This is a genomic window from Acanthopleuribacter pedis (assembly GCF_017377855.1).
GTDB lineage: Bacteria > Acidobacteriota > Holophagae > Acanthopleuribacterales > Acanthopleuribacteraceae > Acanthopleuribacter > Acanthopleuribacter pedis.
In genome coordinates this window covers 279,181-305,432 of sequence record NZ_JAFREP010000016.1, presented here as the reverse complement: position 1 = coordinate 305,432, position 26,252 = coordinate 279,181, and the positions used below count along the sequence as shown (strand labels likewise).

The 26,252-nt window shown below is 56.1% G+C and carries 14 protein-coding genes; 7 read left to right on the top strand and 7 right to left on the bottom strand.

The genetic code is table 11. The annotated features are described in order from the left end of the window. Positions 1-377: 377 nt before the first annotated feature. On the bottom strand, positions 378-680 hold the full coding sequence (locus J3U88_RS17930) for a hypothetical protein (RefSeq protein WP_207860311.1): 303 nt from the start codon (positions 678-680) through the stop codon (positions 378-380). Between the two features lie 143 nt (positions 681-823). Here J3U88_RS17930 and J3U88_RS17925 point away from each other — a divergent pair, with 143 nt between their 5' ends. After that, a complete protein-coding gene (locus tag J3U88_RS17925; RefSeq protein WP_207860310.1) occupies positions 824-1,174 on the top strand; it encodes a hypothetical protein in 351 nt (116 codons plus the stop codon). Positions 1,175-1,211: 37 nt separating this feature from the next. Here J3U88_RS17925 and J3U88_RS17920 read toward each other — a convergent pair whose 3' ends face one another. The 3 genes from J3U88_RS17920 to J3U88_RS17910 form a co-directional block, all read right to left on the bottom strand. Then, on the bottom strand, positions 1,212-1,451 hold the full coding sequence (locus J3U88_RS17920; RefSeq protein ID WP_207860309.1) for a hypothetical protein: 240 nt from the start codon (positions 1,449-1,451) through the stop codon (positions 1,212-1,214). A 177-nt stretch (positions 1,452-1,628) separates the two neighbouring features. Next, the gene (locus tag J3U88_RS17915) at positions 1,629-1,874 is read right to left on the bottom strand and encodes a hypothetical protein (RefSeq protein ID WP_207860308.1); all 246 of its coding nucleotides are present in this window, start codon (positions 1,872-1,874) and stop codon (positions 1,629-1,631) included. Between the two features lie 457 nt (positions 1,875-2,331). Then, positions 2,332-3,906, bottom strand: a complete 1,575-nt coding sequence (locus J3U88_RS17910) for a hypothetical protein (RefSeq protein WP_207860307.1) — start codon at positions 3,904-3,906, stop codon at positions 2,332-2,334. Positions 3,907-4,227: 321 nt separating this feature from the next. On the opposite strand from J3U88_RS17910, the gene J3U88_RS34680 reads away from it, so the two are divergent. From J3U88_RS34680 to J3U88_RS17885, 6 genes are all read left to right on the top strand, one after another. Continuing rightward, the gene (locus tag J3U88_RS34680; protein ID WP_279382563.1) at positions 4,228-4,356 is read left to right on the top strand and encodes a hypothetical protein; all 129 of its coding nucleotides are present in this window, start codon (positions 4,228-4,230) and stop codon (positions 4,354-4,356) included. A gap of 451 nt (positions 4,357-4,807) precedes the next feature. Then, on the top strand, positions 4,808-5,608 hold the full coding sequence (locus J3U88_RS17905) for a PP2C family serine/threonine-protein phosphatase (RefSeq protein ID WP_207860306.1): 801 nt from the start codon (positions 4,808-4,810) through the stop codon (positions 5,606-5,608). Then, positions 5,605-5,877 carry a hypothetical protein gene (locus J3U88_RS17900; RefSeq protein WP_207860305.1) on the top strand — a complete coding sequence of 91 codons (273 nt, stop codon included), beginning with the start codon at positions 5,605-5,607 and terminating at the stop codon, positions 5,875-5,877. The genes J3U88_RS17905 and J3U88_RS17900 overlap by 4 nt, the downstream gene beginning before the upstream one ends. Positions 5,878-6,200: 323 nt before the next feature. Further along, on the top strand, positions 6,201-6,761 hold the full coding sequence (locus tag J3U88_RS17895; protein WP_207860304.1) for a hypothetical protein: 561 nt from the start codon (positions 6,201-6,203) through the stop codon (positions 6,759-6,761). Positions 6,762-7,097: 336 nt separating this feature from the next. After that, positions 7,098-7,661: a hypothetical protein gene (locus tag J3U88_RS17890; RefSeq protein ID WP_207860303.1), complete on the top strand. Its 564-nt coding sequence runs from the start codon at positions 7,098-7,100 to the stop codon at positions 7,659-7,661. A gap of 571 nt (positions 7,662-8,232) precedes the next feature. After that, complete coding sequence (locus J3U88_RS17885; RefSeq protein ID WP_207860302.1) at positions 8,233-9,018, top strand: PP2C family protein-serine/threonine phosphatase; 786 nt, start codon at positions 8,233-8,235, stop codon at positions 9,016-9,018. A gap of 293 nt (positions 9,019-9,311) precedes the next feature. Here the strand turns inward: J3U88_RS17885 and J3U88_RS17880 are convergent, their stop codons facing one another. From J3U88_RS17880 to J3U88_RS17870, 3 genes are all read right to left on the bottom strand, one after another. Beyond that, complete coding sequence (locus J3U88_RS17880; protein ID WP_207860301.1) at positions 9,312-9,584, bottom strand: hypothetical protein; 273 nt, start codon at positions 9,582-9,584, stop codon at positions 9,312-9,314. 840 nt (positions 9,585-10,424) lie between these two features. Beyond that, complete coding sequence (locus J3U88_RS17875) at positions 10,425-11,465, bottom strand: ankyrin repeat domain-containing protein (protein WP_207860300.1); 1,041 nt, start codon at positions 11,463-11,465, stop codon at positions 10,425-10,427. Continuing rightward, positions 11,428-26,232: an Ig-like domain-containing protein gene (locus J3U88_RS17870; RefSeq protein WP_243436015.1), complete on the bottom strand. Its 14,805-nt coding sequence runs from the start codon at positions 26,230-26,232 to the stop codon at positions 11,428-11,430. Before J3U88_RS17870 ends, J3U88_RS17875 begins: the two co-directional genes overlap by 38 nt. Positions 26,233-26,252: the final 20 nt, after the last annotated feature.

The window sequence follows — 26,252 nt, the reverse complement described above, 5'->3', positions numbered from 1 at the left end:
ACGAATGAAACCCGGCGATTTCTGTTTTGGCTCGATTCTTAGCTTTCCCAAAGCAACCTCCTGAACCTTTTCCAGGAAGTGTAGCCGTCTCGACGCTTTGCGTCTGAACCCTCGTTGGTAGGCTTACACAAAATCGGCTGGGATCGAACCTTATCGAAAATGCGCCAAGACCAGTTTTTGAACCCCGCTGATGAAAAAAACTTGGCCGATCCCCGCCTCGACCTCGCCGAGATTCGGGCGAGGATCGCGGCAGAGTGGCTGCTGTCCAAACATTCGCTGGAAGCGATCCGCGCGAAGAGGTCCAAGGTTCCAACTGGAAGTTAGCATTCCCTTGAATTGCAATACCCACGTCGGAACAGGAATCTTCTAAAATCTGGCTAAGCGATAAACAGAAGCACTCCCGTGGTCAAAAAAAGCGAAACCACTACTCCGGCGAACAAAAAGTCGCCATTCCCAAGCGTCACCTCGTCAAAAGTGCTCACGTGCGGCCAGCCGGTTGACGTTGCGCAGTCGCGGGTTTCGCGCTGCAGCTTTTTGATCGCCTCCCCGTCATAACCGGCGCCTGGAAACTCATCGGGGATGTTGGCATAACCGCGAATGAAGGCCGCAACCATTTTGCAGAAACTGTAACGCCGCGGCCCGGTGGCCTGCACCTCCTCCGAGATCTCGCGGTTCCCCACAACATGATGGCACGACCCGCCAGGTCGTGCGGCCGCGGTGTTGGGCGTTATGAATGCCAGGACAGGCTCCCAATGAAAGGAGGCGCGTGCTAAAATCCGGCGTTTTCAAGGCACGATCATCTGAACCCAAGGACGCGGCCGGCATGGCAAAGTCGAAAAAGAAAAAACGCGCGACGCGAACGTCCCAGTCCTCACGGCCCCAAGTCAAACTTTCCGAGGCGATGTACAGCCAACGGCTGCTGTTGCTTCTGGAGGCACGAGATGCACATGACCACCACGAAAACACCTATTTTGATTTAGGCGGGGGCGAGCGGCCCCAAATCGTGAAAGCTGAATTTGATTTTGTCGCACGGCGCGAAAAGATTCAGGTTTTGGTTCACCCGGTCAAAGGGAAACGGACCCTGGCGTTCGTTTTTCCACCCAGGGACAAACCGAAACCGGCGGTGGTCATTCGCGACGCCGATGGGAACATAAAATATAGATCGGGTGGTTAGCTGGGGATTCTGATATAGGCCCGGTGTAATGAGGCCTTTAGCCGTCCCCATTGCCGCCACCACCGCCGTTTCCCGTTAAGGGTTCTTCGGGTGGGAAGGCTTCAGAGGCCAAGCTCGGAAGGGTTTCAAATTGGTTAATCCCCTCGTCGGAAAGTTGAACCGCATCGGCCTGGGGGAAGGCTGTTGCTAAGTTCGCCTCGGTCACTTTGGTTTGGCTGGTGATTTCCGAGCGATAGGCTGCTAACGGGCTGCTTTGTAATCCGCCCTCGATTCTCATGGGTTTCTCCTTTTTGAATGGCTGAACGCGACCTCGCCCCATAGGGTCCTCGGGAGAGCCCCAAATGGAGGCTTTCAATAGAAGGATGGTGCGTTGCCTCGCCGGCGGGAACATCAAATTCCCGTCCAGTCGTTAACTCAAACTGGGATTTCGAACCGTAAAAAAGCCCTAGTTTCCTTAACCGGCACCGCCACTGCCTCCACTGCCTGGCCTTCCGGTCAGCGGATCGTCCGGGGGGACGGCATCCGTGGCAAGGGGTGACTGGGCATCAAATTGTACCAAGCTCTCCGCGGAAAGCTGGACCGCATCAGCTTGGGAAAACGTCGATTGGTCAGCATTCCCGCTGAATTGTTTGGCTTGGTTGGTCTGCTCCGGCCGATAGGCCGCTAACAGACCGTTTGCAAATCCGTTTTCAATTTTCATGGGTTATTCCTTTCGATGGACACGACCAACCAAAGAGTAGCTTTTTATATGTGGGTCACTCGGTATGGCCTTCGAAACCATGCCATTCTTCGGCCGCGATGCCGCGATAATTGGTGCTGCTTGTGGGACATCAAACACCGGCAAACCATTTCCTCGACTGGAACTTCTGATCTTGGCAAGGGGCTTGGGTTAGGTGACATCCTTAACCGCCGCCGTTACCGCCTCCAGAGCCTGGTTTTCCCGTAAGCGGCTCGTTGGGTGGGATCGCATCAGAGGTAGCGGTAGGAGTCGGCTGGCTATCAAATTGCTTTAGGCTCTCCTGGGAAAGTTGGACTGTGTCTGTTTGGAGCGCCGTAGCTTGGCCGGTATTCTCATTGGACAACTTTGTTTGATTGGTGTTCTCCGACCGATAGGCCGCTAAAGGACTGTTTACAAATCCGCCTTCTATTCTCATAATTCACTCCTCCTGGGATGATTGCGCACGAGCTAACTCAATAAAAGACCGTCTTAAAATCAAGCTTTCCTCGAATAAGTCGCGACTAAGTGTTCCTTCAGGTGCAACAGTGGGCAAGTTCATATATTCGGCCCACAGCATCTCGTAACCTTGAAGCTGGAACGTTAATGATTTGTCATTGGTTTGGGCTGCAATCTCTTGGGCCAGCCTAAGGTGCCGGTAAGCATCATCAAGTCTTCCGTCCGCGGTGTAGAAAAGCCCAAGGCTTGCGTAGTAGTAACCGGACTGCCCCTTGGCGCCCTCTGATAGTGAGATATGCAGTGATTCCTTTGCGTGGCTAATCGCGGTAGGGAGATCCCCTTTTAAAAACCAGTAGAGTGCATCGAAATATTGAATACGGCTATAGCTACTGGCCACGGGGATATTACGAGCCTTGTCTGTTTCTTCAAGTAATGCTTCCGCATCCTGCAGATGAAAGAAACAACGCGCTTTGGCTAAATGTATTTTTCTTAGATCCGATGAAAGCTCTGTCCCCGTTAGAAAACCTTCCGCGTCTTGGTAATGTTTAAGCGCCTCATTAACTCTGCCTCGATTAATGTAAGCATCACCCATGGAATAACTTGCCATGGCTTTCCATTTATATTCTGTTTTATCCGAAAGCGCCTCGAAAAGAGGGCGTATCTCATCTATGTCAAGCTCTGGATTGTATGCGCGCTTCCACAGGGCCAAATATAGCTGCTCTGGAGGAAGCACCTTACCCGCGGTCACATCGGATACGCCATCGACGACACGGGGCCCTTCCGTGTTCCACTTCTTCTCAAAATTCTCCAATCTCTTGCCCGTGGTTTGGTCCCACAGTAAAGCGCCAAAGGATAAGCCGACACAAAAGGTTAAAAACACCACGGCCGTCATCTTGGCCGATAACCCGTTAAATACCAACCACCGCGTCATGACGTTGAGGTTGAAGCCGCTAAAAAACCTGCTGTTTTGATTTGCAGCCGCGTCGCCAACCGATTCGCCGGGGTGTTGTACCACTTCATCCGCGAGGACCGCGGGGGTCTGAATTTCTTCGGCCGCCACGGCCGGCGCGGGTTCGCTCAGTTTTTTCACGTCAAAACGCTGATAGCCTTCTTCTGACGCCCTCAGCAACGCAAGTGTGTCTTCCGTCGAAGGGGTTCCCGCTAGACCCAAATAGCGACCGGCCACCCATTTAAATTGCGCCCCCAGGAAAAGCTTTTGGTGGGAGTTGGTCCGCAAGTAGGGTTGGGTGTCAACCGGTGAAAAGATCCTGTCGAGGTCTTCCTCTAGAATCGCGTTGTCATTGATGGTCTTGCGTACCCTGTTCTCCCGGATCTGCATATACCGACTGAGATAGGACTGGATCGTGGTTCTTTTATCAAGGATCGCGTCTTTTTCTTCGCGTGATAGGTCGGGGTCGGCGAGCCAATGCTCAAGGACATCCCCCGTCGTGTAGGCCCAATTGTCCCTCAGCAGGATCAACATGGGTTCCTGCTCCCAGCCACGTTGTTCCGAGGTGTTCTTGCCCGTCTCCCCGGTTTGTTGTTTACCCTCCGGCATGGTTCCTCCAAATGTTCGATGAAAGCAGGAAAGGTGAAGACCCGCTGGTCGCCAGGCGTACCGTTTCGCCTGTGTTGGACCAGCTACCCTTGGGTTCACGACGGTTCGGAGTGCAACCGCTTCCTTCTTATATGAGTCATAAAACTCTTTGATTGCCGGAATATTCTAGACAGACGTACTTACGCCGTCAACCAAGGTCGATCACGCCGACCCTGGTGTGACAAGGGTCTCCCGAGGCAAGCGAATGATTATTTACGCCGGGCGCTCTTGTTACGCGGTGGTAAAAAGTTCACGGGGCACAGTTAACTATATGGAAAATAAATGAATATTCAATTGTCATTTTTCAAACCGCTGAAAATGTTTTTGTTAGAGCAGCCCCTCGGCTTGGTGCCGTCAGCCAGGCGGGCCATTTGGCTTGCACTGAAAATAGAACGGGTGACCCGTGATTAACGCGGCGGTCTTGTGAAAGTGGTCCCTCCGCAAACAGAACATGAACAGCCGACGTTGCGCCAAGTGCTTGAAAGCATTTAATTTCATTCATATTCATGGTTGCGGTTTTTCGTTTTTGGGCAACCCTCGAGCAAAAAACAGCTCTCCTTTTCACCTAAGTGCCTCGGTTTAACACCCTGGATTAGAGTTGACGCCACCCGTTAACCCGTTTGTTTCGTGATTTTCAGGCCAGGGTGACCGGCTTGACGACGTGAATATGATTTTCTTTTTGATATGCATTTTATTTTCTTTAAGATACTAACTCTATGCGGCAATTTTTCTCTTGAAAAGCAATGCAGGAGCGCGTTAGTCTTTTTCCAGAAAGGGCACCGAGGTGTCACCACAGGATTAACAGGCAAATTTACTTTCTATTCTGTTCCATCCTGATATGTTCTATTTACAAAGGCTGTTTATGTTGCAATCTTATGTTCTTCATCAAGACGATGTTACATCAAACGAATTCACCCTTAAAACCGGGACAGCACAATGTCCCGCGGTTAATACAACGAAAACAAGTACCGTTATGTTGTTTAAAGAGGCGCAACGGTTTTGTGTTCTTGCAGATGGAGAAGGGCCGGGCGATTCCGCTCATTTTGCATCCCATCTTTCGAGTCGTCGCATGGCACGATGTGTCGATGATGCTTGGTCCAAAGACGGGCGCTGGCTCTGGCCGACTTGTTGGGAAAATGAACCACGGCAAACGAAACAAACATTACCGGAATCTATTCTCGTCCACGCGCGGCACCTAACCCACGATTACCTCATCGACTTCAAGAAGCGACATAAGGAATGGGCGCTAATTAAAGCCGGGGTTACCAGTGCCATTTTTGTAAAAAATAGGGCTTATATTTCGCAAACCGGCCTGAACCGCGTTTATCTGTTCACCAGGAACGACTTGAAATGCATTTCCTGTGATGCCGAGGACGCCATGCTGGGTGATTGTCACTCTCGGCTAAATACTACGTCGGAAGACCATCCAACAAAACCATCCCTGTTTATCGAACGGGCGCTTTACCCCGATGATTTGGTTTTGTTTTGCAACAAAGGGATCAAAGCGCTTACCTACCAAGAGATTCACCAAATCCTTAGCGGCTGTCGGGACGATGCACAATTCTGTGCGAATGAACTGATTGGTGCCGTCAAAAAGAAACAGCCGCGCAAGGATACCGCCGTCATCGTAATCCGTGTGCAAAAAGCCGGCGGTTCGCCATGAGGTGCCAAGAGCCCGTTGCCATTTGCAAGCTTCAGCTTGAGGCCATGGACACCAACGAAATGCTTCGTTTAGGCGGCGTCTATCGGTTGGCGCAGGTGTGCCGCCACCTCATCTTTGAACCGTACCAATTGCGGCGAGAAGCCAAACGCCACAGCGATGCCCGCAACACCATGGGTGTCTTTTTCCATAAGCCCAAGCAGGCGTATTTGGTGGACATGCCGGTTTTCTCGGCATGGTTGTCCGACCTTTGGCTTGGCCGGCCACGCTAAACCCGTCTGTTCCCGCCCTTACTTGATTCGGTATTCCTTTCCTTCAAACCAAGACACCCCGTGGATTTGAGCAGGTCCACCCCAATCCCGTCCTTCAACGCAAACCCGCGCGGCTGGGAACCCTCGCCCGGTTCCGGCTTCGCAAAAACTAAACCACGAATCTGAACATCCAGGAGCCGCTTGAGCCAAAGCGGTTCGCAGCTTATCCGTCTAGGGTCGCGGCCGATTCAATCCGGCAGTCGGTCGGCCTCGCAGGAGCGTGGGCGTCATCTCGTGACGGCCCGCTTGCTTTCGGTCGCGGCCCCTTTTTCAGGAGACCCTCGTTGACCCACGTCTTTGATAAAGAAGAACAAACCTTAATCCCTATCAATCCAGATTGGTCTGCTGAAACCTTGCTCCGCCAAAAAGGCATGATCAGGGTGGTCAACCTCGTCGAACTATTGCCCGTGACGTCTCGCGAAATAAGACGCGAGCACGACAAGCTGGCGGCAGAAGGACGGGACCCTTATCGCGTGATGGGCGTTCGCAAGGTGTTGGGCGCTTGGTACCTTCGTATGTCCGTGTTCGCACCTTACTACCGCGCTCATCTGGTTCCCATATTTCGGTCGGTTAATCCCACTTGGGACAAAAATACCTTGTTGGAACAAGATGGTGTGTTTCTACTGTCCGACATTCAGCACATCACGCCTTTCTCCGGTCATCAGTTGCGGTACCAAGCGCGACGCCTGGCAAAACCGCGCGAAACCATGGGCGTCTACAAAGACCCCGAACTTAACCGGTATTTGGTCGAGATGCCGGCATTCCGTCGCTGGCTGTTCAAATTGTGGGCCGGCGATAACCCGCGTCCCCCAGATCAAAACCCATCGGAAACGGAAACACCCTGATGGGTTTTGGTGTGGTTGGCACCCCGCGTTCGATCCACGGATCTCGCCGGCCCAACTTTCCCCCGACATGAGCCCCCGTGGGCACCGTGTCCTGCAGCATTTCACCCAGAGGGCGACCTCGCGAAACCATCACTGGACGGTGCTCTTGCCGCGTCCAGGCCGCCGGGCGTTACCCGGCAATCAACCATGAGTCATGTTCGCTAAGGTAACTTTTTGCCGCGACTGAGGTCGACGCAAGGTTCCCGTGTTTTTTGGCCGCTTAAGGCCTCGTAACCAGCAGCACACGAACCCGCGCTGAGCAGTCGCGGCCCTTTTTTCTTTTTTGGAGGCAGGCCGATGAAAACCATTTTCCATGATGACGAACAAATCAGCGGCGGCGTTGATCCAGACTGGGGGATTGAGGAACTCCTCGCGCAGCCCGGCCTGTTCTATGCCAAGGATGTGGTCCCCATTCTCCAACTCAACAGCTTGACCTTGAAACGCGAGGCAAAAAAGCTTGAGACGCAAGGCCGCGATCCTTATACGGTGATGGGCTTGCGCAAGCTGTGGACCTTCTGGATGATTCGCATGGCCACCTTTGCCCCGTACTACCGAGCCCATCTCCAGCCTCCATTTTCGCGATTACCCCCCGGCTGCGATGCCCGGCGGTTATGGCAAATGGAGCAAACCTATCGGCTGAAGGACGTGTGTCAGGTCATCGCCTTTAAGCCCTACCAGTTGCGAAACCAAGCGCATTACTTAGCGAATGCCCGGGAGACCATGGGCGTGTACAAAGACCCGGTGCTGGGTATCTTCCTGGTTGATATGGCCCTATTCCGCGCTTGGGTTCAACGAACCGGAACCGTAAAGCTGCCCGCGGGTCTGCAACCAAAAGCTACGACGCCGTCCGTTTCAGCTTGAGCGTTTTGCGATGAGCGGGTTTCTAAGAATATCTTTTTGTGTTTCTCCGCGCCGGGTGCGGCGCTTTTCTTCGGGGGGTCGTGTTGCCGAGGGGCTTGGCGACACGGCCCAACCCGCGTACCCACTGGGCGCCTTGCCTTCGGTTTATGCAAGGAGCCGGCATCGTTTGGCGGCAAGGGGGCGAAACGGCCAATCCCACGCCCTCTGTCAAAAACAGAAGGTTCGAAGGTGGGGCGGATTGGCTCAGTCGACAATCGCGCTTTGGTATTACGTGATCCTTTGCTTGCCGATGTTTCCTGGAGAACTCAGAAAGAAAGTCGCCAAGCGACAACTTTTGAAACAACCCCTTGCAATCTCCTCGGCCCGCGTTCGGTTTGGGTACTTGGCCGGCAAGTTCTTAGGAACAGGAACGGCCGCCGACCCGGTACCAAATCAAACCGAACGCGTTTTTTTTGGCTTGGCACCGACCGACCTCAAACCCAACGAGGCAATCGGGCTTCGAGAGAGACAGCCCCCGGCCTGCTTGGCCAAAAACATCCCAGACGATCTAAACGAATACGGGAGGAGCCCCATGAGAACCCTCATCTTGGACGTCGGCGGTTATGCCACTCAGGGGGGAGACGGCCAAGAACACGCCGGCAACTTCTGTTGCAGCGGAGCGCCGCCTTTTTTTGTGGTTGCCGCGGGAAGGGGCGAGAAGGCGGCGCAAAAGTTGGCCGGTTATTTGGCGGTGCAGCGTGTCGCGGTGTTGCTGCAACTGGCGCGCGACCGGGGGCATTGGTTCTGGCACTCAAGCTGGGGGTCGCCGCCGGTTAAACAATATGCGAACCCCTTGGAAGCGATTCTACAGCACGCGGTAAGCCGTGCCCATGACCAGTTGCGGAGAATGAGCGGCCAAACAAGGGGGATTTCGGCCATGCATACGGCGCTCACCGCGGGTATGATCCAAGGCCGGGAATTGGTATTTATTCATTTGGGCGATACCCGCCTGTACCGGCTTCGCGGGGGCCGGCTTCGATGCGTCACCAAGGATCATACGGCCGCGATGAAGTTGCTCCGGGAGGGTTCCATCTCAGTCGATGCATACCACGCCCATCCAGGTCGGCACGTTCTCACAAAATACCTGGGCGGTGCTTCGCCTCACGACGCCATGTTTGGCGCGGTGGACTTGGCACCGGGCGACGCGTTTCTTTTTTGTTCGCCGGGTGTTTACAACGCGCTTAGTGAGCACACTATGCAAAACGTGCTCGCCGGCAAGCCCCAAGATGCGACGCGTAAGGCGAAAGCCCTGGTTTTGCCGGCCAAGAACGGCAGTTGTTCAGGGAGCGCGGCAGCGGTGGTGGTTGGTGTAACTTAAGCTGTTTTTCTAATGCCTCTGTAGGTAGAAAACGAATGGATGGGTAACCGTGTAAACGGCACCCGATTCAAACATGTTCCTCAAAGCCGCATAGCTCACGAGCCTTCTACTTTTCGAGCTAAAAAAACTACAATCACCGCGTTTGCTCCCCCGTTGCACGGCAACGGGGTGAACCTACCTTCGACGGCGCGCGGCTGCACCGAAAGGTTGATCCCAGAGCCGTCTCTCGGTTGCAAACCCCTTGTTGCTAGGTTTTTGAAACGCTCGCAACGAAAGCTGGCGAGCATTGCGGGCTAATCGTGGATGGCCGCTTTCCAGCGCCACCCAAACCAACCGGGTATTGGCGGTTGGCCTTTCAGGGTCACAAACCCATCGCCCTCGTCGGGAAAGCGATGGTTATTGGAAAAACGACCCATCGCGATTCTTACTCGCTGGCGCGCAAGTCGGTATTCATTAGTGTCCTTGGGTGCGTCAATAAAGCCACTAACCTCGGCAAAGTCGGCAATGGTTGCGGGTGTATAAATTTCATCCTCATCAAGCTGCTCTATAAGTATTGAATATTTCATAGGCCTTCCGGCTGGGCGTCGCATAATTCTAAACTCCATATGTATGTTTTCATAAATATAAAATACTTACACTTTGTCAGTCAATCCATTTACGTATTATTGTGTTTTTTTTGCTTCCCCCTGGACTTGCCAAAGAAAACAGCCACAACGTCAAAGCGTATTTTCTGCGATCACGTGATCAATATATCATTATGTACTTATGGGTACCATGTTGCCTAGTTTTTGATTTTCAAACGACCACCATTAAACAGCCTAATTGATCTAATGCTACAAACAGGCACAGTTTTGTTTCAATCACTTGAACAGATAGGCATCACAAGAACTTATTGTTATTCGCGAAAGCAGGGGTCACATTTGGTTCATATGAGAAAAATGGTACTACTGGTATTCGGTTCGAGAACTCTTGGCCGCCACTCGGGTAAAAGCCGAGGTATTACCATCCAGTCCCCCAATTTGAGCGCAAACGCTGAGCACGTAATTCGGATTATTCGGTAAGGATACATGAATCTAGTTGTGATTTTTTCGAAAAACAACCGTGCTTCCTTTTGCGTGATTATGTAGCGTTTTCCGCGAGGAGTAGCCCCATTAAGGCCTTGAAAGCCGTCTGGTTTTTGGAAAGTAAGAGCAATGGTTTACTCCGTTTTTATAATCACGTTTCGGAATAGCAGCTTTTTGGCGGCTAACATTGAAAGGCCGAAGCATCCCCAAAATGAAACTTTTGCCCCAAAACGGCACCCCTTGACGACAAGATTTCCGGCTTTTTTTGGAAGATCTGAAGGGCGGGATCTGTTGAAAAGTAAGGGCCTTTTCTAAATCGGCGGTTCGCTTATTTTTGGGACACTACGGGGAAAGAGCCGGCCATGGAAAGTCAACGGCCCTGTGTCTTCTGAGGAGGGACTCTATTTGATATGCCTCTAAGGAGATAGCCATGCTTAAGGGGGTGACCTGTAAAAGGTTATATCGGTTTGGTTTAGCTCCTAACTTAAGCAATTTCTCTACTGTTGTCTTGTCTTTTCTTAAAACTGCAAGGTGAAGTAATGTATCGAGGCGTTCATTGGGTATGTTAATGTCTGCACCCCTCTTTATAAGAAAGTTAAATGAGGCAGACCTTTTTGAAGCATAGGCTTCTATGAGGGGAGTATTGCCTTTTGCTGTTTTGCTGTTTATGTCAAATCCTAAATCTATAGCACAACTCATGAATTCGATTTTTTCATGAAAAACAAGCTCTGAGAAAAAAAACGTAGCATTAGGGCTGTGATTTTTAAATAGATCAGACTCCTCTTTAGAAAGCTTTTTAAAAAGTTGAAGGTCATTGTCTTGGCTTGCTAATCCAAGACGTATCCATTTTTTATAATTACTTTTGTGGTTTTTGTAAGTTGTCTGAATGAGCGACCTATGATCTTCTGGAATGTTTTCTATGTTCCCGTAAGATGAAAATTCTTCAGGACTGGTGATCAAGAAAAGCGATTCAGGATACTTTTCTAATAATATTGTTGTAAGCATGAGATGGTTAGCTTTCATCGCGTGAAAAAATGGAGGATCGCTGTAAAAGTAACCGACTTTACTCCCGGATGCACCATGATCTAGTAGGAAAAGTGCAAAGTCAAAATTACCTGATTTAATAGCGTAGCTAATGAGAGGCTCTGAATCTGGAGTCCTAATATTGGGTGAGGCGCCTTTTTTTATTGCCTCTCTTGCCGATCTAAGGTCACCTTGTAGGGTGCTTTGGAGCAAAGATGCCTCTAGATACCCTTTTGGCGGAGTCGGTTTCCTACAACTGAAAAGTGCAACTGGAATCACGAGAAAAAGCCACACGGCTTTATAACCTCGCATGGTTAGTTTTTTAATCCCAGAAGTTGTGATTAAAGAATATCCCTGCATGTTTGATCCTTATCTGCCAATAGTCGATGTCGTCGATCGAGAAGCTTGTTTCGGGAATCGACTCATTTTTTTCGATTGCGTCTACGACAGCTTTAACTTCTTTGATGATGTTCTCTAGCTCTGTGATTTTTTGAGCTGAAGCGGTATCTGAAAAATGACCAGAAAGTGCTGCTCTTACATTTTCTGGGGAGGTGTGAAAACCAAAATGTTTAATATTGTGTCTGTGTCCTTCATCAGTACGGATTTCTTGTGTGCTTTCAGAGAGTTCTTTAGTTGTGAAATCTTTTTCGTAAATGGTGATACCTTTTTGCTTGATCCATGAAAAAGCGGTAAAGTAACGCCAGTTTAAAGGTTGTTCATTATCTAACATGTGACGCATTTCATGGTGTAAGGTTGTCGCTACAACTGTTGCAAGTGAATTCCTCCAGAAGTCTTCTTTGGTTTTGGGCACGTCGTAAGTTTTAAGCTTTATTACAGTCGTTGGCAATGAATCGATATCATTAAATGTGTCTGCCAAGGGATTATTTGGATGATATTTAGGATAATAGACACCTCGATAACTCATGTCCGTTCCCTCCATTACCATGGTCCCTTTTCCTGGCACAAGAGAATCAAATAAATATTCTTTTGAGCGGCCTTTATAGAACTTGTTTCCTCGTCTGTAGTCGTCTGGACGTGTTGCTTTTTCGAGTTCCATTGTAGTTGTTAGAAGATTGTCTAGATAGCCGTCTTCCGTTTCTATCTTTCTTTTCATGTATATCTCCACTGCTCGGGTCACCACAAATAGGAATTTGTATTCCTCATAATATCGAATGCCTCTTAAGCTGACTTCAAGCAAACCGTTGGGATCCCAGAATAGCATTGGATTTCCGGCAGCGTAAGCATAAGGCTGAGTAAAAGTACCGGGATCATAGATATCGGGGGCGCGGTAGTCGGGGTTTAGGAAGTGGCCTAGCCGCGGGCTGTAGTAGCGGTGGTGCATGTAGATCATGCCGGTGTCGTGGTCGTAAAGGTGACCGGAGAGGCCGAGCGGTGGGGCGGGGAAAACCGCGTCCGTTGGGATGGGGGCGCCCCCGCTGGGGCCTTGTCCGCCGTGTGCATACGGTGGCGGGGCGCGATCGCCATCCATGATCAGCTCGCCCCAGGCGTTGAATAGGGTGTAACTGACCTCGCCCGTTGCCGCGTTTTTCCAGGCGAAGGGGGTTCCCAGGTGGTCCGTTAGGATGTAGTAGTCGTTGCCCGATCCGGTTAGATCTTTGAGCAGGGCCGGCCCCAGTGGGCCGTGGCCCACCGCGTGGGTCCAGGTGGTCTGTGACTCGCCTCGATTTATCCCTATCGCCAATACCCTCGAGCCCTGGTACACGTAAACCAAACGGCCGTCCGTGTAGCGGCTGGTCGCGCTGACCCTGCGGTGACGCGTATCGTATTGGTAAACCTGTTGCTCGCCTTCCGGCCCGTTGATCTCGCGCAACCTGTGGAAACCATCGTAGTTCAGCGCGTATTCCCGCCCTTCTCCATAATGAATGTTGGTCAGATTCCCGACTGCCGGATCATATTGGTAACGATGGTCACCCTGGCTCAGAATGCGACGCCCACCGGTTGTGGGATCGGTGGTATTGGTGACGTCCACAATCGGGGCTTTGTTGGTGCCAATGGTTCGCCGCATGCCCCTCATCACGTCATTCGCCATATTGCCGTAGTCTTCCGTGATGGGGAAAACACCTTCCGGCGTGGTGCGCTCATGTATCATCCCGGTTAATTTCAAACGCGCGTTGTATTCCGGGGTGATCACCTCCCGCAAACCGGGCCCGATCTTTTCCATTTGATCCAGACGCGGGCCGTTAACGGCAACATTGGGATCGTTGCCGCAATCCCACCCGCTTTGATCACTACCGGACCACTCGAAATTGATGCCGAGGGAACCGTCTTGCGCACGAATCGACCGGATGCGCCCTTCCTCCTGCGCAACAGCTAGCTGGGTTCCATCGCCATACGTGATGCTGCCGGGGACGCCGTCCTCGTACCCGGTGAACGCGGCTTGCATGTCCATGACTTCGACACCTGTTTGACGGCCTTGTTCGTTGTAGGTGTAGCGGAAAACCGGACCGTTGTTGATTTGGATCAGGTTGGGGCGACCCTGTTCGTCATATTGGTAGTTGATGTCCACCCCGTTGGGGTCACGGTAGCTTTCAACCAAACCGACCTGGGCCGGCTTATCGTGGCTCTCCGACGCTTCGAAATAATCGTATTGTTCAATAACCACCTGGCTCTCGCGCACGGCTTCGACCCGGCCGTTGCCATCGTAGTTGATGCCATAGGTCTCCGAACCAAAGGTGGTGCTTGTGTGGGTCACCGAGCTGACCCTACCGTTTTCGTAGCGACGGGATTGTTGTAATTCCCCACCGATCAACTGATCGGTTTCACGGCCTTGCGCATCACGTACGATGGTTTTTTCTCGCAGACCGTCGTGCTGTTCACTTATGACACGGCCTTGATGATCCCGTTCGACGGTTACCCCGGGTAAGCGATCCAGGGACCGATCATTGTTGAGATGGTGCGTGGTCCCGCCGGCTAATGTGATCGAGGTGGGGTAACCCCATTGGTTGTAGGTATACGAGGCCCAGCGATTATTGCGATGCTGGAACACCAAATCGCCGTGGCTGTTGTACCGGCGTTCCGTGGGCAAGCCGCCCTTGGGCGTGCTGATGATGCAACCGATGCGTCCGCCCTGCTGGTAACGCACCTCGTGACTGACCTGATCACCGATATCAACCTGTTGTGGGTAGCCCTGGAGGTTGAAGTCACTGAAGCGGATGTCCTCCTCGCCGCCGGTGATGGACTGAACAATGCTCCCCGCCCAACTGATGTGGTAATCGTAACGTTCCGTTTGCAAGCCGGTGATCCGGCCGCCGGCGTCACGGGTCACGTCCAGTTTCTTACCGTCGCTGTTTTGCCAGGATTGCAGGTCACCCAAACCGGTAAATTCGTAGGTCTCGGTGGTATTGTCGGGGTAGATGACGGTTAAATCACGGCCGGCGTTGGACCAAGCAAACTGGGTTCGTTCTCCTGAGAAGTTCGTCCACTCAGTCAACCAACCCCGCGTTGCGTCAAAAAGCAAGGTGCCGGTTTCCCCATCGGGATTGGTGACCCGGTACTCGGTGCCCAGTTGGACGGTGGTCACGCCGGTCCCTTGGTTGCGGTTAATCCATTGCCGCGATTCGCTGCCGGTTTGGTTCTCCGCGGCGTAGGTGGTCACGGTATCACCGTCGCCTGTTTTTTGGACCGATGCAACATCGCCTGCACCGTTTTGATAATCAATGGCGACGCTTTTTCCCCGCGGATCGGTGCCCCCGCTGAGTCGGCCCTGGTTGTCATAACTCAAGTCAACTTCGTGACCGTGGACATTGGTCACGTCCGTGAGCCGTCCAAGGTCGTCGAAGGTCAAATCGGCTGAAAAAGAACCGGTTAAACTGGTGGCCTGGCCCAGGCTGTTGCTCTCCGCGGCAACCATGGTTTGATGGCCGTCGACGACCTCCATCAAACCACCGCGGCTGTTGACGGTGGTGCCGGTGGTAATCGCACTGAAGGCATTGCCGCTGACATTGGCGATACTGTGGCCGTGTTGGGTTGTGCCCGGCCCGACGCGGGTCCCCTCCGTGATCGTTATTCCTGGGCTTCCGAGCCCGTCACCCGACCAGTTGGTCACGCCCTGCAACCCGGACGCGTCGGTGATTTGATGGCTTACCGTGACCTCGGCAAGATCATCTTCAACCGTTACGGTTTTATCACCGTAGCTGAAGGTTAGGCCATCCTCGCCACCGACCGGGGTCACTTCAGTCAGCACACCGTAGGCGTCATATTCGTAATCGACCATACCCCATTCGGGTTGTTGCCCGCGCACCACCCGACCCAAACGGTCCGTGCCAAATTGAAATGTGCGACTCAAGCCGTCAACGGTCACCGTGGCCTGGCCGAGCGTTGGCTGCCATGGGCTTTCGTTAACGGCATAACTGAGACGGTAACGCTCGCTGTCGTTGACGCTCGAAACGATCCCGGTATCCCCGGCATACCCATAGGAAACCTGTTCGCCGGGATTCTGCCCGTCGCTTATGTTTGTCAGACGATTAAGGGCGTCGTAGCTGTACCTGGCGGAACGGGTGGCGCCCCCGCCGCTTGCGGATTGGTGCGTGAGTCGGCCGCCTTCGTCGAAGGTTTTAACCTGAACAATACCGCGTGTTTGGTTGGTATGGGTTACCTCAAAGAGGCCGTCCGAATAGGTATATCGGGTGGTAATGACGTCGTTGTTGACATCCGTGACACGGGAAACCCGGCCCAAGCTGTCGTAGGTCACCTCGTGGTTGATACCCATCGCGGTGCTTTGCGTTACCTCGCCGGCACTGTTATGGGTTACTTCCCCCAGTTCGAGCTTATTGCCGACAAGGCGGGTTTGGGTGACCCGCCCGTTTTGGGCATTGAACTGACCGCCGTTCGGTACGTAGAACTGGGACGCGGTGGCGCCGGTGCTGAGCCCGAGCAGATCGGTGCTACCGATGAAGCCGCCGGAGGAACCCAAACGCACGGAGGTCGATTTTTCACCGGCAGTCCGCGTCAAAACCCGTCTGTCTTTGCTTAGGTTGAGGGTAAACACCTGGTTAAGTGGATCGGTATAGGACCGCGGCTGGTTGTGGAAGGGCGCCTCGTAACCATAAGCCCAAGATTGACTGCCGCCCAGCCGGGTGTGTTGGGTCATGCGACCTTGATCGTCGTAGGCAAAGGTTTGGGTCAAGTAACTGTCGGCCGTGAGCAGCCAGGAGAAGTGATCGGCGTCGCGCGTGCGCTGTTCCCAGGTGAGGTCAAAGTTTTGGGTGCCGATGCGGTAACCACTGGACAAGCTGGTTCCCGAGTCATTTGAAAAAGCGACATGGGCGCTGGGTGCGCCGCCCGCTCGGGGCACGGTGACAGCGGTGGGGACGCCGCCCTCCCGAGTGATCCCCACGTTTTTACTGCCGAAGGGATTGGTGATTTGGGAAACAGCCAAGCTGTCGTCGGGATACCCAAAGGTGACCGATAGGGTTTGCGCACCGCTGCCGCGTTGAATCCCGGTCAGGCGTTTGAGTTGGTAATCGCCCAGTTCCGGGCCGACTGCTTGCCAGGTGTAGCGGACGGGTCGTTCGGCGGAACCGCCCTGGTCGAGGACCAACTCGGTCAGGTACCCGTGGGCGTCATGGGTCAGAGCGACCTTGGTCCCGTCGCCCGGCAGCGTGACGCTTTCGATGCGGGTACCGACATCCGAGGATCTCCCCGCAAAGGTCAGCGTGCGTTTGCCGCCCGAATCGTTGACCTGTTCTGTGATGACGCGGGGATCGTCGTTGGCGCCAAGCCGTGAACTTGTGGTGATTTTGTTGGACCAAGCGCTGTCGGTCTGGCTGTCCAGTTTGATCGGGGCAATGTGATTGTCGGGAACGTCAGCCTTGGCTGGGATCCGAAACAAGGGAAAACGCAGGCGTGAATCCCGTTCCGTGACATTTTCCAGGCTTCGGTTCCAGCGGGTGAAAACGGTTTTGAGGTCGGGGAATTGAGCGGCCCGCGTTGCCAAAACGTATTTCATGCGGCGGCCGTGGTGAACCACCCAGCGGTTGTTCTCGCGCAGGATCTCGGCTTGTAAATCATTGCGGGGTTTGAGGCTGTTGTTGTCCGTGTCCCATTCAGCATCCAACCGGAACAGGCCGGGCTGGTGAAAGACAAAACGCGGCACGGCGTTGTCGGCGCCAAAAACCTGCTCGCGAAAATCCCCCTCGACCTCAAGGTTCCACCACAGCGGGGCACTGAAATACAGCAAGGCGCCGTTGGCCATGCCGTTCCCCAAGGCGAGCCCTTCAAATGCGAAGTGGTGGTTGTAGATCCGGCGCAGCGAGATATCGAGGCGTGGATCAACGCTGGATTCGGCCCGATCCATCACGGCCAGGTCCGGCATTAAACTCAAACCGTCGAGGCCTTCGATGGTGCGGTTAGGATCGATGAAGCGGGTGTTCGGCGGATGGTAGGCCACCAAAAACGGCAGTTCATCGCGCTGCAACACAAATCCACGCTCATCCTCAATGCGGTAGCGGACGGACCACGGCTGGAACCCGTTGGTGCGGAGCGCTTCGCGTGCCGATTCATCGCGGTAAAACTCGGCGATATCCAAACTGTTAAAGTGATGCAGCGTCGCCGTGTTTTGACGGGAGACCCGTTCGCGTTCTTCCAATTCGTCCCCGTTCGGCGTCTCAAAGGTGACAAACACCTTGCCGGCTTGCAATAACTGCACGGCAAAGGTGCCGATTTCCATGTGCATGGCAAGGTCGGTGTCGGCTTCAAAAACCTCGTCGGTGGCGTGAAGCACGATGTGCGGGTTGTAGGTCACCGTTTCAAGGTCAACCTCCTCGCGGGCCGCGCGAGTGAAACGATTGAGGTCGAGGGTTTCCCAACCGATCATGCGGTAGGGTCGTGCGCCGACGTTGATGCGTTGCAAGCTGGTGCGGTCGACGCCGATCAGGTTGCCCTCGTGGAATAAAAGGTCGTGGAAGGAACCACTTCGGGGTGGGAATAAAAAGGCGGGGTGTTCAAACCCCAAGTCGACATCGGCGGGATCGGCCTCCAGCAAACGACGCACATCCATCACACTATAAATTCCGCCGGCACCTTGCACGGCGAGTAACCCGGTGGCGGTGTCGGCTTCTAGCGCCACGGCCCCGCTTGGGAAGTTGAGCGTGGCGCTGGGTTCAAGCAGGGTATCGGGTTGCGGTTCGCGGGGTACCAGGTATACAGAAAGTACGGTTGGCGCATTGAGGCTGCTTTGAGTGGCGTCGAGGAATAGGGCGATATCACGGGTGGTGGGGCGACGCGTGGCGGGATCAAGGAAGGTCAGATCTTCCAATGCGGCGGTTTCCATCGGTCGACGCTGGATGGCGTCGACGTCGGAGGGATAACGGGTTTGCGCCAACAGACGCTCGTCGTAACGAAGTTCCTCCGCCGGGGGTAAACTCAGGTTGCGGGGTACCGCGCTGGGGTCGAAGTCGTAGATGGCGGGGAACTGCATACCGCTTGCGAGGAAGGTGGGTCGGCGGCTGCCGTCTTGGTTGCGGGAAAAGGCGGTCAAGCTGAGAATGTTGCCGGGCGTCGGGAACTCGGCCACCACCGCGGTATTGCGGAAAACTTCGGGGACCAGATCGTTGGGATCGATGGTGTCGCGCCAATCGTTGCGGATCAAGGTGCGGATGTCGTAGGCCTTGGTTTGGCCGTTCATGCCATTGGTCCGGTAAAAACCCTGTAACAGGTAGGGTCCGATTTTGGCGGAGACGGAGGGAAACCCCGAAATAGCCAAGGGCAGCAATACCGGTTCTTGGCTAAAGGCGCCGTTTTCATAGCGGTAGAGCCTTAAGGCGGGGTAGGCGCGCAAGGTGAATTCCACGGGCCATTCGATGAGGGAAACCGCCAGCACACTGCCGTCGGGAATGTCGTTCAGCGGTTGGCGGGTACGGTCCTCAAGGTTGGTGAAGTCAAGATCCTCAGCGGGCCCTTCCTCGAGGTCGTCGGGTAAGAACAGTTGCATGGCGAAGTTGTTGATCGACCAGTGTTCGGTGGGGTGAAGGACCGGCAGAAAATGGGAGGCGATACGGCTCATGGGCGCGCCGGAATTGCGGGCGTCAAAAACATCCAGAACCATGTTGGTTTGATCGCTTTCGGACAGGTGCAAAAAAAGGATCAGGTTGCGGTGGGCGGTCAATGCGGTCTGGGACGTCAATCCGAGACCCGGCCAGCGTTCGCTGTAGACGTCGGGAGTGTAAGGTTCATCGACCTGCACACCGGCGGTTGTAAATGAAAAAGAGGTGGCTTCAAAAGCGGGATCGTCAGGGTTGGTGTCGCGCAGACCGTTCAAACTCAGGGTGTAGGTGGTGTCCAGATCAAGTGCACCATGTGGCACGACAAAAACCTGATCAACCCGCTGGTCGGGCTGTATTTCCAGGCCGACTTGATCGAAAAACAAAAGATCGGTGGCGCCACCACCCTGCAAGCTGATGGAACCGGGACCGACACCGAGAACGGGCTCGCTAAACGCGAGGTACAGGGTGGTGTCGCGGGCGACATCGGTCGCATCTTCGTCGGGATCGTGGCTTACCAAAAGCGGGGCCTGGCCGTCGATGGCGCGGGCGGAAGTACCTTGCTCTCGAACCAGAATAGAGCGTTCTACCACGCTGGAGAGTCCATTGCCGGCGGTGATTGTCAGGCGCAATTGCAGCAGGTTTTGGTTCGCGGTTAGGGTGGCGGGTAGGTTGTAGACCAGGTGGGTTGAACTGCTTTCCGCCTCGTCGGGGATTACCGTGCCACTGCCGGAGACGGCGAAGTTCTGGGCGCTGATTGCCTGGTCGGTGTCGACCGTTAGACGGATGAAGCGGCCGTCACGCGCAAGCATGAGATTTTCTTGCAGGCGTTCGCTTTCCTCCGGGTTGAGGGAAACAGCGCCGTCTTGTTCAGTATCGTAGACTTGCCAACGCAAGCTGAGTCGGGGCGGGCGATCACCACTTTGTCGGTCAGCGAGGGTCGTAACCGGGTCAAACACGACGGTGTACTTAATGCTTCTCGCGAGGGGTAGGTTAAACGAATCGTTAATGATGCCCATGCCCGTTGAGGCGATGCCGGAGGAAAGCTCACCGGTGGCTGGGTCCATGAGGACAGGCCGCTGGCGGAGACCGACCTCTGTAAAGGTCGCCCGGCCAAAGCGGTTGGTGGCGCCCACCATGCGTAAGGTGCCAAAGGTCGTGTACAAAATGGCGCCGACCACGGGTTTGGCGTCGGGGTTATTCGGTACCGCCTGGAAAGGGGCATCCTCATAAGGCGGCCGGGTGATGTCTGGATGGGGTAGGCTAGAACCGTCAAAGTTCATGAACCGAGGGGTGTCTGGATGTTCTCCACCTCTCATAACCTGGTAACCACCGATGGCACGCGAACCCGGCAGGGCACGTTTGCCCAGGTTCCGAAGATCGCCGGTTTGCGCAATAGGCAGCACGTCGTCCGGGCTGTTGCTGAAATCAAAACGCATGACCAAACGGCCTTCATCATCGAGGCGGGCGGGGTCAAGGCCTTGCTCGTCCACTGAAACCAAGTCCACCACGGAACCGGTGTACTGGGGGCTGAGCTGATTGGGTTCAGTGGGATCGGCGGGCGCCATCACCGGTCGGTACATCATGGCACCAAAGATAGGTCCGCCGGGACCGAGTTCCTCGGGTGGGGTTAAACGCAATCGCCCTTTTAGAGGAACATGACGGGGAGTGCCTTCGACCTGTTCGAACCGAATGCGGCGGAGGGGCGTACCGTCGGCAAGGGCCTCTAGGGCAGGGACTTGGGCCAGGTCGGCAATCGCGTCATCAAGCGCTAGGCTGAGAATACGGACGGGCGGTGGATTGTTCATTTCCAGGCCGTCGAGGGTGATTTCGGTGTCGGCGTCGAGGGTTAGGGTTAAGGGATCGGGACCGAGCAACCAGGCCCCGTCGCGGTTAACCGCGCTGACCATGTGGCGGCGCCTTGTCCCGTCGGGTAAGGCGGCGTCGAGCATCACTTGCTCTCCGGGTGAGGCGTCGACGGCGACACGCACGGGGCCTCCGTCCAGTTCTACGTCCACGAATCGTTGCCTGGCGCGACTGGTGATGCGCAGGCCGGTTCCCGCGGGAAGGGTGTCGCTTGGTGCCACAAGGAACAGCTGCGTGCCTGTTTGCTCCAGATAAAAACGGGTTAAGTCGACCTCAAACGGGCGGTTGTCGGCGGTGGTGAAAAGGATCTGGTAGGCGCTGTCCAGGTTTTGGCCGTGGAGACTCAGAAGCGCGGTGGTAACGCGCAGACGGTACCTGGTGAGAGGATCCAGGGCGCGGTCAGGCAGCAGTTGCACCAGGTTGCGGCCCGGTTCAACGAGCGGCGTGGTGGGCACAGTGACGCCCGCCTCGGTTTCCAAGCGCAGTGCGGTGCGTAGGTTGTCGGTGTCGCGGGTCACGGGTTCGCTGAAAGTAAGCGTGATCGGGGTGGTGGTGAGCACACGAATGCCGTCATGCTCAGGGATACTTTCACGGACAATAAAAGCGGTCGCTCCCAGTTGGAGGTCCTGATCGACAAGCTGTTCCCGACCTCGCGTTGTCGGTAAGTCACGCCGGGCAACACGACGGTCGACCGTTGCCGCCGCGCGCAAGAAACCGCCGTCCTCCCGTTGGAATACCGGTAGTTGGAAACGGCCGTCGCCGTCGCTTTGTGCGGCCCAGGTGTGGTGGGAACTGTAAACAGGAACGTCGGCGCGGCCGTTGCCGCCGTCGCTGACCCGACCGCTGACAGTGCAAAGCGCTTGTTGGACGGCGATCACGGCAAAGGTGCCCCCGTCAGTCATAGCGTTGCTTGTGGCACGCACGACGCCTGGTTCGGCCGGGTCGGCGCTAAGCGTTGCGCGGTAGAACCAGCGGTTGGGGGCGTTGCGTTCCAGCAGCAGTAAGGTGACGCCCGGTTCCGGGGCCGGGAAACGCACGACGGGACCGGTGTCCAGGCTGCCGCCGACATCTATTTGGAACCCGGCCACGGTGGTGACCCCCGCGAGGTAGGCCAAGTCGGTGACGGCGGTTAAGCGCGCACCAACCACGCGGGGTGCGTCGCTGCTGTTGGTGAAATCAAGACTGAGTCGGCCGAGTTGTTGGACGGGCTGATCGGCGATAAAACCGGTGGGGTCGGTGCGACCGGGAAAAGTCGTAAAAGAAAGGCTGCCGTGCTGGGTGAGGTCCGGTGCGACCTCGGCGACGGCACGCACGGACAGCGTGCCGCCGATACGGTGCGGGCTGTCGACAGGTCCATAAGCGGGGCTGTAAAGGACGACGTCCAGAGGCTGCTCCGGCAGCTCCAGTGATTCGTTATAGCGCTGATGATATTCGGCGACGGTGATGGTGGCGAGGGCGCCGGCGGGAAGGTTCCCACGCGTGGCAACCCAGGTGGAGACTTGCGTTTCGGCTTGTTCCAGTAAGCTGACCCGCTCGGGATCGCAGGTGGCGCCGGCGAGGGTGTTAGGGGGAACCCGCGGAAAGGTTGTGCGCTGGAGCAAGCTGTCCAGGGCCGGCGGCTCGGTTTGATGCCAGGTATCGCGGACCGCTACCAAATAGGCGCCGTTGTCAGCATCGGGCACAGTAACGGCGGCGATGTGGCCGGCGAAGGGTGCCAAAACCCGCCACGCCGGACCTTCGCGACGAAGGACAACGGCCGCGTCGCCCACCGTAGGTGGGTTGGACCAAGTGATGGTTAAGTCGGCTGGTGCGTTGAGGCCGCTAATTTCGGCACCGGCAAGCGGCGACCAACCAACGGGCAGCAGGCAGGGCAAGGCCTGGCTGGAGAAGGGTGTGATGCGAATGGCACCGCCCGCGCCGCCGAGCCGAAAGTCGGCAAATCCGGCGGGCACAGTGCCCGCGCTGCTGTCGGCTGGGCCGCGTGGGGTAAGGCGTATATCAGCGATGCGGGTGCTGGGTGAAGTGAGGTTTCGGGCGTGGTGCTGGGGCAGGTAATCCGAGTGATTGACCTCAAGTGCAAAGTTATCGCCAAAAAGGTACACATCGTAGCGGCCCTCGGCGTCGGTGACGGCCTCGATGCTTTGGTGTTGAGTGCGCAAGCGAAGCGTCACATCGGGCAGCGCATAACTGGTGTGGTCATCGCGGAGGCGGCCATGGACACGGAAGGCGCCGACCACCTCGATGCGGCTGGTACTATCCCGCTGGTTACCAAAGCGGTCGATGACGACGGCGCGTAGGTCGACGCTCGGCGTATAACCGTCATGCTGTTGTTCGCGGGTGAAGGGTTGCCCGTTGTCGGCACGATGCACCCGTTCAGCACCCTGCCACACTTCAAAACGGGTGACGTCCTCGCCGGGTTCGGGGCGAACGGTATAGCTGTAGGTGTCTCCGGGTATTAACGTGGCCGGATGATCCCAAACCACGTCGGGTCCCTCGCCACGGTAAAAAACAGTGACGGTTTCCTCCGCGCTGCGACCCCGCGCGTCCTCCGCGCGGTAGACCAAGGTGTTTTCGCCGGGTGTTAAGCTCACACGTTCACGAAACAGGGTTTCGTCTAAGGCAACGGGTTCACCGTTTCGGGTGAGGTCTACGGTGCCGGGGCTTTCGTCCACCACTCGGCCGACAACTTCGATGGGGCTGAGATGGGTGTAGGCGGGATTTTCCGGCTGACTGATTTTGATGCGCGGCGGCGCGTCGTCGAGGTAATAAAGACGGTTGGTTTGGGCGGCGCGGTAGCCGGCTCGTTCAGCCCGAAAGAGGACGTCGTTTTCCGCGCTGTTCAAACGAAGCGGGGCGCGAAAAACCCCGGCGGCGTCCAGCGCGGTGGGGTGACCGTTAATCAGCAGGCGGCTGTCGGCGGGTTCGACCCGGCCGACAAGGGTGATGTCGGGATCGCGAAAGACTTGGTTGGGTTCGGGTTCGCTGATGATGAGGGTAACCTCGGGCAGGTCGTCGGGGTTCACCAAGTCGCGTGCCAAGGCGGCACGGCCGACGGCGCCGCCGGCATCGGTGGCGACGGCTTCAAAGGTTAGCGAGGCAACCCCGTCGCTGGGCACATTAACCGAAAAAACGGCCTGATTGCTGTCGTTGACCACGGGCAGGGCCGACCCGTTTACGGAAAGTTGAAGGCTGCTGATCGGTGAAGCGTCGACGGCGGTCACGGTGATAGGGGCGACGCGGCCCCGAACCAAGGGATCGGCGGCAAGAATCGAGACCACGGGAGGTTCGGTATCGATGAAGAGGTTCCGCTGCACCTCAAGTCGCCGTGTCCCCAAGACCGCGACGGCAGTTAAAGTCTGGTTGCCTTGTTCAGGACTCAGGCGGCCTTGCCAAGAACCGTCGCCGGAGACGGTCATCGCTTGACCCGCCACGGTCACGGCGGCATTGGGTGGCGCCACGGTGCCGGAGACGGCAAGGGGCAATTGGTAAATACGGCTGTCCTCGACCGGTTCGTCGAAGGTCAGCGCGAGGGTCAGGCTACAGGGGCCGTTGTCGTCGCTGGTGTCGGTATCCGCTGGGTTCACGGTTCCTTCCACGGTGACCCCGGTACAGGCCGCCAGTTCGTGGCCGCCGCCCACGGCGTCGAGGTTAACCCTTTGTCCCACAAGCACGGAACCGCCGTGGCTGCGCGCGCTGGTTTGACCCAGCGGATGGTTAATCACCACCGCCGGACGTTCGCCGGCGCTGAGCAGGATGTCGCCTTGGGCGTGGAGGGAAATGCGCGCGTCGCGGTTGTCGGGATTGCGGTTATCAATCGCGTGGTCGACCAAAGTCACCCGACCTTCCAGGGAAAGAAGATGAATATCGCCGCCGGGGCCTTTGCCGGAGATGCTCAAGGCGCCACGACCCTGACTAGGACTAAAATTCGGATCGGGTAGCAACAGGCGCGCGAAGTTGTCGGTTTTACCGGTTTCGTCGGTGCGGGCAACGATCACGCCGAGCACGAATCCCTCCCAGCCGGGAACGAGCAGGTCGGCATAGCGAAGGCCGGGAGCGGTGAACCTGAGTTCCGCGCTTGCGGTGCCGTCCAGACCCAGCCCGATATCCCAGGGGCCGGGGGGCGCCATCCAAGCACCTGATATTCCGCCGACCCCGTCGCGAACGACATAGCGCTGGTCGGTAAGTTGGTCGGAGGCAATTTGCAAGTTATCAATCGCAATATGTTCCGCGAGGTTCATCATCAAAGCAGTGAGCGGCGCGGCGCCCTGAACCTGGAGGCTGAGGGCGACGGTATCCGCGGCGACTTGCCGGAACCGCGCGGTCACGGGCGTGCCGGGCAGATCGTCCCTTTCCAAGTTAAGCGTGAACTCGGCTTCATCGGCACCGGCGGCAACTGTTGTACCGGGTCCCAAGACACGAAGGTCGCCGGCGGCTTGAAGGATCATTTCGGCTTTGGCGGGTACGCCTTCGCCACGAATGCGCAGGCCGGTGGTCTCCCGTTGAAAGCCAAAACCGTCGCCGGCTAAAACGCGTTCGGTGCGGCCGTTGATCGTGACGGCGCCGGCAAAAGCAGCGACGCGGATGTTCGCGACGCGGTTGGCAATATGGACGGCGTCGAGGGTACCGTTGAGTTCAAGATCGCCGCCGGAAAAAGCAAGCAAATGAACATCGCCGCTGCCTTCCTGGGAACCTTGTTGCCGCAGAAGGCCGGTAGGCCCCAAGAGAAGGTTCCCGGAGCCGGTGGCGAGGGTCAAGTCCCCGGAGCGACCGAAGGTGCCGCCAATGACCAGACCCACCTCACCGTTAATGGTGATGCCGGCGACGGCGGCGAGGGTCAGGTTCCCAATAGCGGCGTTGTCGGCGTCGAGACGCACGGCGGCGTCGGCGGCAACGGTCAAGCGACATTGGGTGGTCAGAGACAAAGCGGGCGCGGGTTGGCCCTCGCCGGCGTAGGTGCGCATCCGAGCGCCGGCAGCAAGGGTGACGGCACGGTTGCCGAACGCAACCACGGCCCGCCAGTTGGCGGGGTTGTCGCCGTTGCGGGAGAAGGTCACGAAAGGTTCGAGGGCAGCATCGGAGACACGGGGCTCGGCGCCGCTGAAGTCAAAAACCGTCTCGCCGGAAAGGGTCAAGGCGTCGCCACCGCAATCGGCGGGTACGGCCATTTGGGCTTGGAGCTCTGGGTAGTCGGTTGGCGCGAGGCGGGGTTCGGGTTGCGCCAAAAGTGTTGCGATTCCAAGAAACCCAAAAATCAATAACATTTGTTTCACGATCCACCTCG

Bases quoted from the DNA above. Each gene is read 5' to 3' on its own strand.
- J3U88_RS17925 (WP_207860310.1), top strand. From the start codon at position 824: ATGGCAAAGTCGAAAAAGAAAAAACGCGCGACGCGAACGTCCCAGTCC.
- J3U88_RS17920 (WP_207860309.1), bottom strand. From the start codon at position 1,451: ATGAGAATCGAGGGCGGATTACAAAGCAGCCCGTTAGCAGCCTATCGC.
- J3U88_RS17915 (WP_207860308.1), bottom strand. From the start codon at position 1,874: ATGAAAATTGAAAACGGATTTGCAAACGGTCTGTTAGCGGCCTATCGG.
- J3U88_RS17910 (WP_207860307.1), bottom strand. From the start codon at position 3,906: ATGCCGGAGGGTAAACAACAAACCGGGGAGACGGGCAAGAACACCTCG.
- J3U88_RS34680 (WP_279382563.1), top strand. From the start codon at position 4,228: ATGAATATTCAATTGTCATTTTTCAAACCGCTGAAAATGTTTTTGTTA.
- J3U88_RS17905 (WP_207860306.1), top strand. From the start codon at position 4,808: ATGTTGCAATCTTATGTTCTTCATCAAGACGATGTTACATCAAACGAA.
- J3U88_RS17900 (WP_207860305.1), top strand. From the start codon at position 5,605: ATGAGGTGCCAAGAGCCCGTTGCCATTTGCAAGCTTCAGCTTGAGGCC.
- J3U88_RS17890 (WP_207860303.1), top strand. From the start codon at position 7,098: ATGAAAACCATTTTCCATGATGACGAACAAATCAGCGGCGGCGTTGAT.
- J3U88_RS17885 (WP_207860302.1), top strand. From the start codon at position 8,233: ATGAGAACCCTCATCTTGGACGTCGGCGGTTATGCCACTCAGGGGGGA.
- J3U88_RS17880 (WP_207860301.1), bottom strand. From the start codon at position 9,584: ATGAAATATTCAATACTTATAGAGCAGCTTGATGAGGATGAAATTTAT.
- J3U88_RS17875 (WP_207860300.1), bottom strand. From the start codon at position 11,465: ATGCAGGGATATTCTTTAATCACAACTTCTGGGATTAAAAAACTAACC.
- J3U88_RS17870 (WP_243436015.1), bottom strand. From the start codon at position 26,232: ATGTTATTGATTTTTGGGTTTCTTGGAATCGCAACACTTTTGGCGCAA.